Below are 16,867 nucleotides of genomic sequence, written 5' to 3' on the forward strand. Positions count from 1 at the left end.
AGCAGTCGGCCATTCCACCGTCGGCCGCGGCGAGCCGCACGATCACCTGGCCGCGACCGACCCTGCGGGCCAGGAACCGCATTCACAGCCCGTGTTCGGCGGTGATCCTCCCGTTGCGTTCGGCTTGCTCCAGGGCGGCGAAGTCGTGCTCGTTCTGGTCCGCGTACAGGGACGAGAACTCCGCGATCGCGTGGGCGAACGTCTTGTCGTCGCCCAGATAGGAGGCGATGGCGATGCTGTCGCCCGAACGGGCGTGCGCCCTGGCCAGGGTCCACCCGCACAGTTCGCCGTACCGGGCGAGGCCATCGGGAACCATCTGGCCGATGTCGACGGAGCCCTTCCAATCCGCCAACTGGCGGACGTAGAAGTCCCGGTATCGTCCGTCGATGCCTTCCGAGGACTCCCAGCCCAGAAGGATGTCACTGGCCGCCTGCATGAGCCGCTGCCCCTGGACGACACGCTCGCCCTCACTCTCGTAACCCGGACCGTGCGGCAGGAACTCCGCAAGAACGGACGGCTGCGCCTCCTTGACCTGAAGGAACAGCGGATCGTCCGAGTCCCGTCCGGTCATCAGGGCGATCCAGCAGCGGGTGCCCACGCTGCCCACCCCCACTACTTTGCGTGCCAGGTCGACGAACTGGTACTCCTGCGCCAGACAGCGCCGGTCCGACGGCAGTGAGGCCTGATAGCGGTCCAGCACTTCCAGGATCACCTTCTGAAAGGCCTCCCGCTGCTTCTGGGGCAGCAGGTCAGCGATCGGCACGATCAGAGGCGGGTCCGCGACGATACGGCGCCGGTCCCCGACCACCTCGGTGAGTTTGCCGAAGGCCCGCATGCTGTCGCGGGTGTGTGCCTTCGCGATGGTTTTGTCCAGCTTCTTGCGAGCGTCCTTTTTCAACCGAGCCGTCAGTAGCTGCGTGATGTCGTCGACGTCGGCCCGGGCATACCAGATGTCGAGCACGCGCATGCCCGCGAAGTCGGCCATCGCCCGCTGGTATCCACGCACGGCGGTCCGCTGGATCTTGGCGCGTTCCTTGGGGGTGAACCCGTTCTCCCGTGCGGCGATCTCCAAGCTCGCCGCAAGCCGCTTGACATCCCACTCCCACGGCCCCGGATACGTCTCGTCGAAGTCGTTGACATCGAACATCAAGCGACGCTCGGGAGAAGCGAACAACCCGAAGTTCGACAGGTGGGCGTCGCCGCACAGCTGTACGTTCAGGCCGGAGACCGGGGTGCTCGCCAGGTCCGCGGCCATCACGGCAGCGGCGCCGCGATAGAAGGTGAAGGGAGACACCAGCATCCGGCCGTAACGGATGGGAACGAGTTCCGCGACGCGTGAGTCCGCCTGACGCTCCAGGACCGCCACGGGGTCTGCACGGTCCGGGCCGGTATCGAACCCGGCGTGCGCACCGAGCGGAACGGCCTTCCTGGCAGCCTCACCCTTCGCCGCGCGTTCGGCCGGCGTGAGGTGAGCGGGCGGGGTGGCCGGGGCCGGACGGGGCCGAGCGGGCGCCGCACGCCCGTACAGGGCCTTCCCGGTACTCCCGGAGGCTGACCGCGCCCCGGTCATCGCGCCACCGACCCGAACCGGGTGAGCTCGTTGCGGGCCCTGCTCATCGGAACCGTCCTCTCGTCCTGGTGACGTGCGTGCAGGCAACATGGCCTCAAGCCTTGAGCTCGTGCGCCACTGTGCCGCCTCTCCATTAGACGGTCGCGGTTCACGAGCACCGACCCACAGCCACGCGAAACGCGCTACCCCACGCCAAGTGGCGCAACGCCGCCACCGTCCGAGTCGCGCGACGGGAAGGAGAGTTGCCACCGCAGACGTTGCGCCGCGCGTCCGACCCAACCGCCAAGGGGCGCAGCCAGGTGGAGGAGGCGACCGAGCTCATCCGGGCCCGCGGTGGTACGGGCAGCGACAGCAGCCGAGCCCGCGTGCTGGAAGCCGAGCTGTCGGCGACGTCGGCGGCCACGGCCTGGAGGCCGTGGGTGTCATGGGGCAGCCGGCCTTCGCCGAAGGCTCCACCCCGGTCCTCTACTCGGGCGACCTGATCGAACGCCGCGACGAAGTCATCGACGTCGACCTGGGCCGCCTCGTCGAGGCCCTCGCCCAGCACGGCCGGGCCGACCCCGAAGCCCTGGCCGACGCACTCCTGGCCTGTCCCCTCCCGCCCATCCGCAGGCCGGGCGTGACCAAGTGCCTCACTCGGGCCATGGCCGGCCCCGGCCGCCTGGTGTTGGCCAACGGGCCGGCGGGGGCGGGCAAGACGTGGCTGGTCGCCCACTGGGCCGACGGGGCGGCGGCCCCCGGCCGGTCGGTGTGGCTGACGGTGGAGTCCGGGGAGAACGCTCCAGGGATCTTCTGGTCCTACGTCCTGGCGGCCTTGCGGTACCACGGGATCGCCCTCCCCGAGGACGTCGGCAGTCCCGCTCGCCCCGGCGAGGTGGACGAGTCGCTTCTGTCGCGGCTTGCGGCACATCTGAACGACCAGAGCGAACCGGTGATCCTCGTTCTCGCATGGAGCTCAGCTCCGGGCCGGCCAAGCGGCCCTGCGATCTCCGGCACGCCGGCATCTCGTTCTGGTTGCACTCCGGTGTGGACCCGGCCGAATGCGCCCGCCGCGCGGGTCGGAGCATCGAGGTTCCATTCCGTCACTACGCCGAGTTCCTGGACGGCGTGCGGGAACAGGCCAACCGCCTCATCGAGCAGTCCATGGAGGAGTGGGACCGCGTCGGCCGAAGTGAGGCCCCTGCGGGCTGAGTCGGAGTTTTGGTCCGTGACTGGTCCGGAAGGGCTGGTCATCAGCGGGACACCGGTGGGATGAAGTGGGAGTTTCGATGCAGACGCGACCCCGCGATATGCGGGGCGAGCGAGAGGCGCCTGACGCGCAAAAGCCCAGGTCAGGCGCCTCTTTTCGTGCCCCTAGAAGAAGCCGAGCTTCTTCGCCCCCTGGGGGAGACCGTCCACCGTGTCGCCGCCGGCGAGGTCATGTTGCAGCTCGCGGCACGTTTCCCGCTGAACGAGGCCGCGGCCGCGCACCGGGCCATCCTCGAGGCGCGCACCCGGCAAGCTGATCCTCGTTCCCTGACCACTGCTGGGTGGCCTGCGACGTCCACTCGACACCCGTAGCCGGCCGAATTCAGCGCCGCCACACGCTCGATGTGATGTCCCGCCCTGTTCTGGTTCCCGCACCATGACACGGTGCGCGGCACACCTCGCCGCACCGTTCGGCCTGACGACGTGCTTGGTGGCCGTGCGGCTCCTCCAAACGCGTACAGGAAAGGCATTCAGGAGTACATGGCATCCCATGAGGCAGAAGCGGACGGACGTAGTACCGGACTCACGGTGACCGCCGCCGCGTTCGCCTTTCTCGTTCTGCGGCTGTTCGCCGTGTCCGACTACGACTGGCACACGGCCTTTGCAATCCTCCACACCCTCGACCTGGATGACACCATCGGCCTCGTGATCGGCACCGTCATGGCTGACTCCCTCGCCTCCGTCTTGATCCTTACGCTCCTCGTACCCATCGCCGTCCTCCGGCTGGTCGTGGAGCTTCGGATGGCACAGGAGGCCAGGCCCCGTCTGCAGGCCGAGGGGCGGCGGCCAGAGCGGCCCGACATGACGGGCGCACTCCTGCTCCTTATCGCGGTCGTGGCCGTCATCGCCTATATCGGGACCTACCACAGCTGGTGGCTGCTGCTCCTCGTGCTCGCGGTCAGTTCACTGATCTTCGGGGTCGGGTACGGCGTCCGGGCGGGCGGACGGCTCAAGCAGGGGTCCTTGTGGGCCAGCCGTCACCTTGTGGCGCTGGTCGGTGTGGCCATGCTGCTGGGTGCCGCGACGATCACCACCCCGTGGGTTCCGCTGGAGCGGATCGAGCTGCGCGGCGGAACTGAACTGAGGGGATTCGTCATGGAAGCCGAACCGGGCTTCCTCAAGGTGCTGACCGACCACGACCGCACGTTCCTCATCCTCACGGACCAAGAGGTCACGTCGCGGGAAGAGATCGCGGCCCACTGAGGCGGCGCGAGCCGAGGGCGCGCACGTGGCCGGTCGTGAGACGCGACTCTGCATGATAAGTCAATTGTGATTAGTGACGTGGTGATCCGTTCGCGCAGGCCGTCGTCGAGTGCCGAACCTTCCTGGGGAACGACGAACAGCGGCATGAAGTAGCCGCCGTCCTCCTGCTCGACGCCGACGACGAGGCTGTCCGCGACCTCGGGGAGCTGCTCGACGACGGCGTAGGTGTCGGCCGAGCCCATGCGTACGCCCATGCGGTTGAGGGTGGAGTCCGAGCGGCCGGAGACGACGACCGACAGGTCCGGGTAGATCGTGACCCAGTCGCCGTGCCGCCAGACTCCCGCGTAGGTGTCGAAGTAGCCGGCACGGTAGCGGGTGCCGTCGGGGTCGTCGACGAAGCGGAGCGGCATGGATGGCAGCGGGGCCGTCACCACCAGCTCACCCTGTTCGCCGGTGAGGGGTTCCCCGGCGTCGTCCCATGACGCGAGCGCGACGCCGAGGGCGGGGCCCTGGATCCGGCCGATCCGTACCGGCAGCAGCGGGGAGCCGCCGGCCAGTACGGAGCAGATGTCGGTCCCGCCGCAGATGGACTGGAGCCGGATTCCGGGGGCGAGCCGGTCGTGGACCCAGCGCCAGGTGCTCGGGGCCAGCGGGGACCCGGTCTGGAGGATGGAGCGCAGCGCGCCGAGATCGTACGCGGCGGCGGGATGGGCGCCGGACTTCTCCACGGCCGCGAGGTAGGCCGCGCCCACCCCGACCATCGTCGCCCGGGTCTGTTCGGCGACGCGCCAGGCGCCGTTGACGTCGGGGAAGGTGGGGCTGCCGTCGCAGAGGACGACCGTGCTGCCGTGGAGCAGGCCGCCGACGAGGAAGTTCCAGACCATCCAGCTCGTGGAGGTGAGGAACAGGTACCGGTCCTCGGGGCGCAGGTCGGCGCCGAGCCCGAGTGCTTTGAGCAGTTCCACCACGATCCCGCCATGGCCCTGCACGATGCCCTTGGGTACCCCGGTGGTGCCTGACGACCACAGGATCCACAGCGGGTGGTCGAACGGTACGTCGGCGAAGACGAGCGGTTCTCCGGTGGACGGCAGCTCGGACCAGGTGTGCTGATCGACGTCGGGCCGCGCGGACCACACTGCGGCCGGAGCGGGGAAGAGGTGCTCGACGACCAGGAGATGCCGGATGGTCGGCAGGCCGTCCAGGAGTTCGGCGACCGCCGCGCGCTTGTCGTACTCCTTGCCTCCGTGACGGTAGCCGTCGGCCGCCACCAGGACTGTCGGACGGGCCTGCCGGAGCCTGGCGAGCACACTGGGGGTGCCGAAGTCGGGCGAGCAGGCCGTCCATACGGCGCCGACGGCGGCGCTGGCCAGGAGCGCGACCACCGCCTGGGGGAGGTTGGTCAGATACCCGGCGACGCAGTCACCGGGCCCCACCCCCATCCGTCGCAGAGCCGCCGCGGCGTCGGTGACCTCACGGCGCATTCGCGCCCACGAGATCTCGACGGGCGTGCCGCCTTCCGCCACGGCGACGAGTGCCGGACGCGCGTCGGTGGCCTGTGCCAGGCAGCGCTCGGCGAAGTTCAGCCGTGCGCCGGGAAACCAGGAGGCTCCTGGCATCGACGCGTCGGCCAGCACCTCGTCGTAGCGCGTGACGGCGTCGAGGCCGTAGAACTCCCACACCGCCGACCAGAATCCGGGCAGGTCGGTGGCGCTCCACCGCCACAGCTCGGCATAGTCGGCGAAGCACAGTCCCCGGTCCTCCTCCAGCCATCGCATGAAGCAGGCGACGTTGGAGTCCTCCAGCTCGCGGAGACCGGGCGACCACAACAGGTCGCTGTCGGTGTTCATCAGTGCCTTTCCGGGGGCTGCGTGGTGGGCGGGAGGGTCTGCGGCCTATGGGGCCGGTTCGGGTGCCGAACGGCACCAGCCGAGTTCGAGCGCCTGGACGAGTTCCTCGGCCTGGGGCCATGGGCCGTGGCCCGAGGCGGGGTTGAGGTGCCCGACGTCACCGAGTTCGACCAGGCGGCTGCCCCAGTTCCGGGCCAGCTCCGCGACGCGCTCCGGGGAGGCGAGCGGATCGGTCGAACTGGCCGCGACGATGCTGGGGAAGGGGAGGGGGCTGCGAGGTACCGGGGTCCAGCCGGACTTCTGCAGTTCGCCCGGGGTGGGGTAGCCGGCCGGGAGGGGGGTGTCGAAGTCCGGGGGCGCGGCCAGCAGGGCGCCACGGACATCGGCGTCGTGCCATCGGGCCCACTGCACCGTGGTGATGCAGCCCGCACTGTGGGCGACCAGCACGACGGGTCCTGTGGTCTGGGCGATGACCTCGACCAGGAGGGCGACGTGGGCGTCGCGGCAGAGACGGTTCTCCACCGGTGGCGGAACGGTACGGACGGTGCGGCCGCGTTCGATGAGGCGATGGGCCAGCAGGGTCTGCCAGTGGTCCTCGGCAGGGTCGCGCATGCCGGGGACGATCACGACGGTGGGCCGCGGGGGCGTGGTCATACGGACATCTCCGATGGCTGGTTGGGCTCCGCCGCCGGGGTGAGCCCGGTGAGGCGGCGCAGATCGCGTTCGTACCAGCGGCGGCCGATCAGGAAGGCCGCCGTGGCCCCGAGCGCCACGAGTGGGACGAGCTGGAGCGCATGGAGCAGCCCGATGCGGTCTGCCAGGAGCCCCGTGACGGCTGGGCCGGGGGCGAGTCCGAGCAGGCTCTGGGCAAGGGTGAGGGTGGCGAACGCCGTCGCGGCGACGGCCGCGGGCGTCAGGTTCGCCACCATGGCCGCCCCCGGTCCCGCCGTACCCGCGCACAGCAAGGTCCCCAGCGCCAGTGCCAGAAGCTGCACCGGACCGGCCGGCAGGCGGAACGTGATCATCAGAAGGACCAGGGATCCCAGGCTGCAGCTGATGGCGACAGCCCACTTCCGGACCGGGAACCGCCGGCTGAGCCGGTCCGACGCGATCCCGCCGAGGATCATGCCGACTCCGATGACCAGGGCGAAGAGACCCGCGGTCGCCCCGGCCTTCGCGGGCGGCATGTCGTAGTAGCGGTTGAAGTAGCTGGGCAGCCAGGCGATGAGCGAGCCGGCGACGAACAGCTGCAGTCCGCTGCCGACGTAGGCGCTGACCACGGAGACGGAGGAGAACAGGCGGGGCAGAAGGCTCTTGAGCCGACCGCGTGAGCCGCTGTTGTCGCCGGTGCCGACCGACTGCCTCTGCGGCGTCACTCTCCTCTCCGTGACCACGACCGCGTAGAGCAGGGCGAGTACGAGGCCGAAGAAGCCCATCACGCCGAACGCCCAGCGCCAGCCGAACTGCTGGGCGACGGCGCCGCCGATCGCCACTCCCAGGACCGAGCCGAACGCGCCGCCTGCGATGAAGGCGCCGGAGAGGCTGGCCCGCATCGCGACGGGGAAGACGCTCAGTACGACGGCGATGCCGACGCTTCCGTACGCCGCCTCACCTATGCCGACGAAGGCCCGGCCGAGGAACATCTGGTCGTAGCTCGCCGCCACCGCGCAGCCCAGGGTCGCCAGGCTCCACATCATGGCGGCCACGACCAGGGACTTCACCCGGCCCCAGCGGTCGGCCACCAGCGAGAGAGGGAAGGTGAGGAGGCCGACCATCAGTGCCACGACGCCGCTGAGCGAACCCAGTCTGGCATCGGACAGCAGCCATTCGGCCTTCAGCATCGGGAAGACGGCGTTGAGTACCTGCCGGGACATGTAGTCGGACAGCAGGAGTCCGAAGCTCAGCGCGAAGACCACCCAGGCGTAACGCCGGGACACAGGCCATGCCGAGGAGGCCGTGGCCCCCGGGGCGGCGTCCGCAGCGGTGTGAAACTTCATTGTCATCACCTCGACTGCTTCGGGGGGAAAGGTCAGAACGGTCTGTCGCCGACGATTCCCGCGCGCTCCATCTTGCGGACGGCGGGCCAGTAGTCCTGGACCGCGTAGTGCTGGGTGGAGCGGTTGTCCCAGATGGCCACGCTGTTCTTCCGCCAGCGGAAGCGGACCTGGTACTCGGGGACCGCGGCCTGGCTGATCAGGTAGTTCAGCAGGAGGTTCGCTCCGGGCGCGTAGTCCTGGCCGAAGCGCACGTTCTGGGGCGTGTGGTAGTTGACGAAGTGCGTCGTGAAGGCGTTGACGAAGAGGATCTTCTCGCCGGTCTCGGGGTGGGTGCGGACCACCGGGTGCTCGGCGTCCGGGAACCGCGCCTTCAGCGCGTGGCGCTTCTCCTCCGGCAGGACGGCGCCGAAGGTCGCCTCGATGCTGTGCCGGGCCCGCAGGTTCTCGATCTGGGTCCTGATGTGCTCGGGGAGGCGGTTGTACGCCTCGACCATGTCGACCCAGATCGTGTCGCCGCCCACCGGAGGCGACTCGACGCAGCGCAGCACGGCTCCCATGGACGGGTTCTCACGCCAGGTGCCGTCGGTGTGGAGAGCGTTCTCGTAGTGTTCGGCGGGATCGTCGAGGTCCTTGTAGATACGGACCAGACCCGGGTGGTCGGGGTCGCTTCCGGCGACGGGGTGGTCCTCAAGGTCGCCGAAGCGCCGGGCGAAGGCCACGTGTTCGGCGCGGCTGATGTCCTGGTCGCGCAGGAACAGGACCTTGTACCGCAGCAACAGGCTCTTGATCTCGGCGAAGAGGTCGTCGTCGCGGGCGGCGTCGGCGAGACTCACGCCGGAGATCTCGGCGCCGAGGGTGCAGGTCAGCGGCTCGGCCCTGAGGGAGCCGCGGAGGGTCTGGGGCATGGTGCACACTCCTGGGATGAGGGTCACCTCGGGGACGAGCGGTCCGGGACGAAGGCCGGTCCCGGTACCGCGTGAGGCGCTCAGACGAGGAAGACGGAGGAACCCGTCGTCCGGCCGGCTTCCAGATCGCGATGTGCCTGCATCGCGTCCTTCAGGGCGTAGCGCTGGTTGATCTCGATCGTGATGCGGTCGGCGGCGACGTGGCCGAACAGTTCGCCGGCCAGGGCGTCCCGCTCCGCCGGATCGGCGATGTAGTCCGCAAGGGCGGGACGGGTGACGAACAGGGAGCCGCCGACGGCCAGTCGCATGGCGTCGATCGGCGGCACCGGACCGGAGGCGGTGCCGAAGCAGACCAGCAGGCCGCGGCGCGCGAGCGAGGCCAGCGAGCCGTCGAAGGTGTCCTGGCCGACGCTGTCGAACACCACCGGCACTCCGGCGCCGTCGGTCAGCTCCCGCACCCGTTCGGCCACGTTCTCGCGCCGGTAGTAGACGATGTGCTCGCATCCGTGGGCCCGGGCGATCTCCGCCTTCTCCTCGCTGGAGACCGTTCCGATCACGCGGATGCCGAGCAGCCGGGCCCACTGGGAGACGATCAGGCCGACGCCCCCCGCCGCCGCGTGGATCAGCACCGTGTCCCCCGCCTTCAGCGGGTGGATCCGGCGCAGCAGGTAAGCCGAGGTGAGCCCGCGCATGGTCATCGCGGCGGCGGTCTCGCAGCTGATCTCGTCAGGCAGCTTGATCAGGTGCGAGGCGGGCATGACCCGCTCGGTCGAGTAGGCGCCCAGCGGGCTGCCGGTGTAGGTCACGCGATCGCCCTCGGCGACATGGGTGACGCCCTCGCCGACCGCTTCGACGACGCCGGACGCCTCGACGCCGATGCCGTCGGGCAGCCGGACCGGGTAGAGACCGGTACGGAAGTACGTGTCGGCGAAGTTGAGGCCGACGGCGACGTGCCGGATACGCACCTCGCCCGGACCGGGGTCGCCGACGGTGACCTCCTCCCAGGTCAGGACGTCAGGGCCACCGGTCTCGTAGAAGCGGACGGCGTGTGCCACGGGGCTGCTCCGGATGCTCGTGGGTGGTGTGGGTGAGGACTCTCGGGTACGGCGGCGGTGGCCGGCTCAGCTCGTGAGGTCGCGCAGCATGAAGCCGCGCCGGCCGGGCACGCGGTTCGGGACCATGCCGAGACGGCTGAGCGTCTCGTCGGTGTCGACGTAGTACTCGCCGATCTTGTAGATCTGCCTGGCCTCCGGACCTGTCGCGATGTCGCGTCCGACGGCGTTCGCGATCCGGACCATCTGCTCGACCTGCTCGACGGACGACATCCGCTCGCCCTTGCGCCGCCACAGGTTGTCCTCGTTGCCCACCCGGACGTGCACGCCGAGGGCGATGGCGATCGCGTTCATCGGCGCCACGGCGCGCATGGAGCTCTCGATGGTGAGGACCGCACCGTCCGGGACGCGGCGGATGAACTCGATCAGGTCGGCGGGGTGCCGTCCGGCGAAACCGCCGCCGATCGCGACGTAGTTGAGGACGAGGGGGCCGGTGTGGACGCCGGTGCGGATGAGCCGCTCGACGGTCTCCAGCTGGGCCATGGTGGCGAGTTGGAAGTGCGGCTGGATCCCGTTCTGCTTCAGGCGCTTGAGGTGTTCGAGGTAGAATTCGGGGCCGGCCTCGACGACCATGTCCCGGTAGGCCCGGTAGTACTCCGGCTTCGCGATCGAGGTGCCCTCCAGATCGTCGTCCGTCATGATCTCGACGATGTTCATCTGGCTGGTGTTGATCGCGATGGTCACCTGGTCCGGCGCGGGCGTGAGGTCGGCCAGCATGTGGCGGGTGTCGTAGCTCAGCCACTTCGCGTCGGCGCCCTCGCCCTCGGGGGCGAAGGAGATCGACCCGCCGATCTGGAGCACCATGTCCGGCACGGCCTCGCGCAGCCGGCCGAGCAGCTCGTTGAACATCGACATCCGCTTGGAGCCCTTGCCGTCGAGCTCGCGCACATGGATGTGGAGCACCGTGGCGCCGGCGTTGTAGCAGTCGACGGCCACCTGGACGTGCTCGTCCATGGTCAGGGGCAGGTCGTCGGCGTCGCCGGGCAGCCACTCCGGCCCGTAGGGGGCGGCCTGGATGACCAGCTTCTCCTGGTTCTCGGGGAAGAGCGAGTCGTCGTGGAAGTGCACGGTCCTTCTCCTTCGTGTGCGAGTGGTGACCCACCGTGACCGTCGATGCCGCGATGCCGGAGCATTCGGGCGGCAGGGGCTGGAGTGGATCGGGACGAACGTCGAGAGCGTCGGGCGCACAGGCCTGGCGGCGATCGACCGGCCCGGAGGGGAGCGTGCTGCGGGGGAGCGGCCCGGCTTCCCTCCGGGGGGGGCGACCACCTTGTGTGCGGTGCAGCCAAGGTAGAGGCAGGTGAACGCGGCTGCTTGACCCGTGGTGACGGGTGACTTGTCATTTGGGGACAGCAGGCCCTGCGGCGAGGCACCGACCATCCGTCGTCCTTCCGTGGGCGTCAGCCCCGGCCGGAGTCCTGCTCCTGCTCCTGTCCCTTCTCTTTGCGCCACTCCCTCGGGCTGCGCCCGAACTGTTCGCGGAACCACCGGGAGAACGCGCTCAGAGACGAGAAGCCCAGAAGGTCGGAGACCTCCGTGAGTGAACGGCGGGGACCGGCCACGATCTGCTGCGCGAGCTGCATCCGTGTGGCGTTGAGCAGTGACGAGAACGTCTCTCCCGAGGCGGCCAGATGACGGTGGACGGTGCGCCGGTCGACACCGAGGCTGCGGGCGACCTGCTCGATCGAGCATCTGCCGGTCGGCAGCAGGGCCTCGATGAGCTCGCGCACCCGGTCCACCATCGAGGTGTCCTGGGGAGCGGCGGCGATGGTGTCGAAGTACTGCCGGGCGTAGGTCCGGAGCTGCGGGTCCGCCATGGCGTTGGGGGCGTCGAGGTCGTCGGCGTAGAAGACCATGCCGTTGAACTCGCGGTCGAACTCGAGGCCGGGGCCGAACAGGCGGCGATGTCTGCCGGGGTCCGCCGGAGCCCGGTGGGCGAACCAGACGGAGAGCGGCTGCCACCGCGCGTCACGGAATCCCCGGAGAATGCGGGTGAAGGCGCCCACGACCAGCTCCGTCGCCTGCCGGGCCGGCATCGTGTCGCCGAGTCTCAGGTCGACCTTGAGGGTGGCCAGACCGTTCCGCTCGGACAGTCGCGCGTGCAGGAGCTCGTTGTACATGTGCTCGTGCCGGAGCAGCAGTCCCAGCGCACTGCGTACGTCGGGCTCCTCGCGGACGACCAGGCTGATGGGGCCGAGGTTGGAGAAGCGGCGGAGCTCGGCCATGCGCAGGCCGAAGTCGTCGTGGTGCGACGCGGCCGCGGAGAGCTCCAGGAGCTGGACCGCGGCCGTGCCGGAGATCCATCGGTCCTGGACGGCGAGGTCCGCGGTGTCCAGACCCACGCGCTTCATCAGCATGTGAGGGTCGACGCCGAGGGAGCGGCTCAGTTCGACGTAGCCGTTCAGTGCTGCGGTACGGACAAGGGGCCTCATGGCGTACTCCAGGTACTCGGTCCCGAGAAGTTAAGTTTCCCGTCCCGCGACGTCAAGCAGGGAGAGGGCGCGGACCCTAGCATCCCCTCATTGCCGGCTGCCGCGACCGTCACCGGACGGCACCGTGCCGACGGCTGAGCCGAACCGAAGGAGACCGCCGACATGACCAACCTCGCCGCATTCCTGGTGAACTCCGCGGCGGCCCGCCGCGATCAGGTCGCCGTACGCCACGACGACACGACCCTGACCTACGCCGAACTGGACGCCGCCAGTGCCGGGTTCGCCGCGGTGCTGCGGGAGCGTGGTCTGCGGCCGGGTGACCGCATCGCCATGAGCATGCCAAATGCGCCATTGTTCCCCGTCGTGTATTACGGAATCCTCAGGGCCGGATGCGTGGTCGTGCCGACGAACCCCCTGCTCAAGGCCCGTGAGGTGGCATACGTCCTGCGCGACTGCGGGGCCCGCCTCGCGGTGGCGTTCCCGCTGTTCGCCGAGGAGGTCACGAAGGCCGCCGCCGAGGTCGGGGTCGAGTGCCTGGTGACGGACCCCTCGCCGTTCCACGACCTGCTGACCGCCGCCGTACCGCTCTCCGGCGTAGTCGACCGGGCGGACGACGACTCCGCCGTGATCCTCTACACCTCGGGCACCACCGGCACGCCCAAGGGAGCCGAGCTGACGCACCGCAACCTGGTCTCGAACACGGCCACCACCGCCGAGACGCTGGTGCGTGTCGGCCCCGAGGACGTCCTGTTCGGCGGCCTGCCGCTCTTCCACGCGTTCGGGCAGACCTGTGCGCTCAACACGGCCGTGGCCGCGGGCGCGACGCTGACCCTGCTGCCGCGGTTCGACCCGCGGCGGGCGCTGGAGATCATGCACCGCGACGGGGTCACCGTCTTCCTCGGCGTCCCGACGATGTACTCGGCGCTGCTGCACACCGAGCTCCCCGACGGCTTCGACGCCTCCCGGCTGCGCACAGCCGTCTCGGGCGGCGCCGCGATCCCTGTCGAGGTGCTGCGCGGATTCGAGCGGCGCTTCGGCGCCACCGTGCTCGAGGGTTACGGTCTCTCCGAGACCTCACCGGTGGCCTCCTTCAACCACCCGGACCGCACACGCAAGGCCGGCTCGATCGGGATACCGATCCGCGGAGTCGAGATGAGACTCGTCGCCGAGAACGGCTCCGAGGTGAGACCGGGCGAGGTCGGTGAGATCGTCATTCGCGGCGAGAACGTGATGAAGGGCTACTTCGGACGCCCGGAGGAGACCTCCGAGGCGGTCCGCGACGGCTGGTTCCACAGCGGCGATCTGGCCCGCGTCGACGAGGAAGGGCTCTACTTCATCGTCGACCGCAAGAAGGACCTGATCATCCGCAGCGGATACAACGTGTACCCACGGGAAATCGAGGAGGTCCTGTACGAGCACCCCGCCGTCGCCGAGGCGGCGGTCATCGGCGTGCCGCACGAGGTGCACGGCGAGGAGATCGCGGCGGTCATCGCCCTCCGCGACGGCGTGGACGTCACGACCGACCAGATCCGCGACTACGTCAAGGAGCGGGTGGCGGCGTACAAGTACCCGCGGATCGTGACCTTCACCGCCGAGCTCCCCAAAGGCCCCACGGGCAAGATCCTCAAGCGTGAGATCGTCGTCACCGCTCCCTGACGCCGCCGCCACCCTGGTGCGCGAGGCGGACCGGTTCGGCGTGCTCACGAGGTTGCCGCCTGGCTCACCTGGGCGGGAATCCGGTCCGCGACCGGTCCGGAGACGAAGGCTGAACGGCCGTATCGACTACTTGGCGCAATGGATCACGGCCGAGCAGTGATTCCTAATGTGCAACGTGCGGCTGGACAGATCGATCGAGGAGGGGTAGACAAGCACGCGAAGCTCCTGGCAGACACGGGTGATCTTGGTCGAGAACCCGTCTACCAGGAGCTTCGTCGTTGTGTAGGACTGTCCAACTCGCCGCCAGCACCGCCAGCTTGGAAAAGGCTCACTGAAGCCGTCAGTCCCCCGAGGGACTGATCCGGCGCAGAAGAGGCGGTGGGGTGAGCGGCGTCGCGGCCGCCGCCCCATTGCCGCTGCCTCAAGGAAGGAACACATGAATCATCTCGACGTCGTCCGGCTGCTGGGTCTCGACGCCCCGGTGCGGCCGGAGGGAGAGGGGTATGGCCAGGTCGTCCCCGAGGACTTTGAGCTGCTGGTCCAGGTCCTGCCGCAGGGGGTGATCGCGGCTTCCGTGCTGCTCGGCGGGACCGATGTCCCCGTGCGCTCCCTGGAGGACTTCACGCGGGACACCGCGCTGCGCATCGCGGACATGAAGGAGGCCCTGGAAAGCCGCGAGCAGGAGCTCTGGTTGCCGCTGCACCCGCGGCCCCACGGCATGGTGCCCTGGGGGCGCACCGCCAACGACGGCGTGCTGCTGTGGGACACCACCGCCGCCGACACCGCGGACTGGACGACCGTCCTCACGGACACCGACTTCCAGTTCTGGCTGGACCTTCCCTTCTCCGCCTCGGAGTTCGTCGCGCGGGCCGTCACGGGACGCTCCGAGGGAACGCCCGCTTTCGAGACGTACCAGGAGTACGAGGCGGGCACCTTCTGGAAGGTCGCCGACGACAAGCGTGTGACGGCCATGGTGCTGGCGAACCGTGACATCGGGGCGGTCGAGGAGATCGTCACCCGCGTGCGGAGCATCGGCGTTCCCGGCGTCCGGCAGTACGCGGAGGAGCTGCTCGACCGGGCGGGTGAGTCGTTCGGCGCGCTCCCGGAGGACTACCTGGCGATCATGAGGGAGTTCCCCGGTGGCGTCGTCGCCGGCGTACGGATCTTCCCCATCTCGGGCGGTCCGGGGACCCCGGGACTGCGCCGGCTGGACGAGGACGGGCTGTTCCTGCAGTGGGGAGAGGTCGGGGGCCGGGCGTTCGGCTGGCTCACCGCCAAGGGTGCCCCCGAGGAGTGGCGCGTCGCCTACATCGAGCCGGACGCCTCGGCCCTCACCTGCCTGGAGGACCAGACCTTCGCCACGTTCCTGCGACGCCGGCTGCGGGGTGACAACTCGCTGTTCTGATCCACCGGGCGCGCTACTCGGAGCCGAGGGTTCTGCGGCCGCGCTGTATTCATGGGCGTTCAACAAGCGAGCCTGGGAGAGTGAGCCGTCTGCTGAATGGCAGGATGCCATCGACTGGATGAAGCGGCACTCCCTGCCCGTCAGTGAGCTGATGGAACCAGATGTCGTGCGCAGGGCGTTGGACGCGCTCGGCCGGAAGATCGACGGAGAGTCCGCCGCGGCGAAGACCGCCCTGCGGAAGCGATCGGCCTTCAGCGAGGTCCTCGGAACTGCCGTCGACAAGGGATACTTCGCGGAGAATCCGCTCGCAAGGGTCAAGTGGCAGGTTCCTGGGGTGAGCGAGGAAGTGGACCCGGCCTGCGTGCCGAACCCGACCCAGGTTGCTCGCCTGCTGACCGCTGTTGGCGAACAACAAGGCCGCGGCCCGCACCTTGAGGCGTTCTTCGGCTGTATGTACTACGCGGCCATGCGTCCGGCGGAGGTCATCCACCTGCAGATCTCACAGTGCCATCTGCCGAAGAGCGGCTGGGGCATGCTCAACCTGAGCGGAGGTGTCGTCACGGCCGGCAAGGAGTGGACGGACGATGGTGCGGTCCACGAAGTGCACTCCTTGAAGCGGCGAGCCGTCAAGGCCACACGTCCCGTGCCGATACCGCCGTCGTTCGTGCACACACTGCGAAAACACGTCGATCGCTTCGGCGTTGCGCCCGATGGCCGAGTGTTTCGCAATGAGGCCGGCGGCTACGTTGATGCAGCGGCCTACGGCAAGACGTGGGAGCGGGCCCGTAAGAAGGTCCTGACTCCCCATGAGCAGCCGACGCTCCTCGCCAAGAGGCCCTATGACCTCCGGCGCGCCGGGATCTCGTTCTGGCTGCACTCCGGCGTGGATCCTGCCGAATGCGCGCGCCAGGCCGGCCAGAGCATCCACGTGCTCTTCCAGTACTACGCCAAGTTCCTGGACGGTCTTCAGGAGCATTCCAACCGGCTCATCGAGGAGTCGATGCAGGAGTGGAGCCGGCGCAGCGAGGACAGCAGCCCCAAGGGCTGAGCCGCAAACTGGCCCGTGTATGGCCCGGAACTCCTGGTCAGGACTGGGACATGGGCGGGATGAACTGGGGGAAGAGGAGTATTTCGACGCCTCCCCCATGGGAAGGGCCGGGCGCTCCCAGAAGGCGCCTGACCCGGGGAAAACCCCGGGTCAGGCGCCTTCTTTCGTGTCGCTAGAAGAAGCCCAGCTTCTTCGGGGAGTAGGACACCAGCAGGTTCTTCGTCTGCTGGTGGTACAGCAGCTGCGCCCACGCTGACCAGGCGAAACGATAGTTGGCGCAGCCCTCTGTCGGGGGCTGGTCCGGAAATGGTCCGGATCTGGGTCTGCCGGCGCCGGTTCGGGTCATGCTGCGGCTGCAGTGTGAGTGATTGGGGGTGGGACCGGACGGGCAGATGGCTGGCTGCCCGGACGCCGGCTATCTGGGATCGAGGGTGTGGTGGACCC

12 protein-coding genes are annotated in these 16,867 nt (G+C 69.1%); 4 read left to right on the forward strand and 8 right to left on the reverse strand.

The window, feature by feature from the left end; genetic code table 11:
* Positions 1–82: 82 nt before the first annotated feature.
* A complete protein-coding gene (locus tag AC07AW_RS15170) occupies positions 83–1,570 on the reverse strand; it encodes a DUF2252 domain-containing protein (protein ID WP_478815887.1) in 1,488 nt (495 codons plus the stop codon).
* A 948-nt stretch (positions 1,571–2,518) separates the two neighbouring features.
* Here AC07AW_RS15170 and AC07AW_RS15175 point away from each other — a divergent pair.
* Positions 2,519–2,761, forward strand: a complete 243-nt coding sequence (locus tag AC07AW_RS15175; protein ID WP_478815888.1) for an integrase — start codon at positions 2,519–2,521, stop codon at positions 2,759–2,761.
* 1,034 nt (positions 2,762–3,795) lie between these two features.
* Here AC07AW_RS15175 and AC07AW_RS15180 read toward each other — a convergent pair.
* From AC07AW_RS15180 to AC07AW_RS15210, 7 genes are all read right to left on the reverse strand, one after another.
* Positions 3,796–5,868, reverse strand: coding sequence for an acetoacetate--CoA ligase (locus AC07AW_RS15180; RefSeq protein ID WP_478815889.1), 2,073 nt, complete (start codon positions 5,866–5,868; stop codon positions 3,796–3,798).
* Between the two features lie 45 nt (positions 5,869–5,913).
* Positions 5,914–6,522: an RBBP9/YdeN family alpha/beta hydrolase gene (locus tag AC07AW_RS15185; RefSeq protein ID WP_478815890.1), complete on the reverse strand. Its 609-nt coding sequence runs from the start codon at positions 6,520–6,522 to the stop codon at positions 5,914–5,916.
* Positions 6,519–7,865, reverse strand: a complete 1,347-nt coding sequence (locus AC07AW_RS15190) for an MFS transporter (RefSeq protein WP_478815891.1) — start codon at positions 7,863–7,865, stop codon at positions 6,519–6,521. The genes AC07AW_RS15185 and AC07AW_RS15190 overlap by 4 nt, the downstream gene beginning before the upstream one ends.
* 32 nt (positions 7,866–7,897) lie before the next feature.
* Positions 7,898–8,770, reverse strand: a complete 873-nt coding sequence (locus tag AC07AW_RS15195; protein WP_478815892.1) for a TauD/TfdA dioxygenase family protein — start codon at positions 8,768–8,770, stop codon at positions 7,898–7,900.
* 80 nt (positions 8,771–8,850) lie between these two features.
* Positions 8,851–9,825: a quinone oxidoreductase family protein gene (locus tag AC07AW_RS15200; protein WP_478815893.1), complete on the reverse strand. Its 975-nt coding sequence runs from the start codon at positions 9,823–9,825 to the stop codon at positions 8,851–8,853.
* Positions 9,826–9,891: 66 nt separating this feature from the next.
* Positions 9,892–10,950: a beta-keto acid cleavage family enzyme gene (locus AC07AW_RS15205; RefSeq protein ID WP_478815894.1), complete on the reverse strand. Its 1,059-nt coding sequence runs from the start codon at positions 10,948–10,950 to the stop codon at positions 9,892–9,894.
* A gap of 332 nt (positions 10,951–11,282) precedes the next feature.
* The gene (locus tag AC07AW_RS15210) at positions 11,283–12,314 is read right to left on the reverse strand and encodes an AraC family transcriptional regulator (protein WP_478815895.1); all 1,032 of its coding nucleotides are present in this window, start codon (positions 12,312–12,314) and stop codon (positions 11,283–11,285) included.
* Between the two features lie 162 nt (positions 12,315–12,476).
* Between AC07AW_RS15210 and AC07AW_RS15215 the strand changes: the two genes are divergently transcribed.
* From AC07AW_RS15215 to AC07AW_RS15225, 3 genes are all read left to right on the forward strand, one after another.
* A complete protein-coding gene (locus AC07AW_RS15215; RefSeq protein ID WP_478815896.1) occupies positions 12,477–13,970 on the forward strand; it encodes a long-chain-fatty-acid--CoA ligase in 1,494 nt (497 codons plus the stop codon).
* A gap of 436 nt (positions 13,971–14,406) precedes the next feature.
* The gene (locus AC07AW_RS15220) at positions 14,407–15,375 is read left to right on the forward strand and encodes a hypothetical protein (RefSeq protein ID WP_478815897.1); all 969 of its coding nucleotides are present in this window, start codon (positions 14,407–14,409) and stop codon (positions 15,373–15,375) included.
* Between the two features lie 118 nt (positions 15,376–15,493).
* Positions 15,494–16,423 (forward strand): tyrosine-type recombinase/integrase, encoded by a 930-nt coding sequence (locus AC07AW_RS15225; protein ID WP_478815898.1) that lies wholly within the window; start codon positions 15,494–15,496, stop codon positions 16,421–16,423.
* Positions 16,424–16,867 lie beyond the last annotated feature (444 nt).

The sequence above is a fragment of the Streptomyces sp. NPDC044003 genome, from assembly GCF_056435185.1.

Coding starts and splice junctions, on each gene's coding strand:
- AC07AW_RS15170 (WP_478815887.1), bottom strand. CDS start 1,570: ATGACCGGGGCGCGGTCAGCCTCCGGGAGTACCGGGAAGGCCCTGTAC.
- AC07AW_RS15175 (WP_478815888.1), top strand. CDS start 2,519: ATGGAGCTCAGCTCCGGGCCGGCCAAGCGGCCCTGCGATCTCCGGCAC.
- AC07AW_RS15180 (WP_478815889.1), bottom strand. CDS start 5,868: ATGAACACCGACAGCGACCTGTTGTGGTCGCCCGGTCTCCGCGAGCTG.
- AC07AW_RS15185 (WP_478815890.1), bottom strand. CDS start 6,522: ATGACCACGCCCCCGCGGCCCACCGTCGTGATCGTCCCCGGCATGCGC.
- AC07AW_RS15190 (WP_478815891.1), bottom strand. CDS start 7,865: ATGAAGTTTCACACCGCTGCGGACGCCGCCCCGGGGGCCACGGCCTCC.
- AC07AW_RS15195 (WP_478815892.1), bottom strand. CDS start 8,770: ATGCCCCAGACCCTCCGCGGCTCCCTCAGGGCCGAGCCGCTGACCTGC.
- AC07AW_RS15210 (WP_478815895.1), bottom strand. CDS start 12,314: ATGAGGCCCCTTGTCCGTACCGCAGCACTGAACGGCTACGTCGAACTG.
- AC07AW_RS15215 (WP_478815896.1), top strand. CDS start 12,477: ATGACCAACCTCGCCGCATTCCTGGTGAACTCCGCGGCGGCCCGCCGC.
- AC07AW_RS15220 (WP_478815897.1), top strand. CDS start 14,407: ATGAATCATCTCGACGTCGTCCGGCTGCTGGGTCTCGACGCCCCGGTG.
- AC07AW_RS15225 (WP_478815898.1), top strand. CDS start 15,494: ATGAAGCGGCACTCCCTGCCCGTCAGTGAGCTGATGGAACCAGATGTC.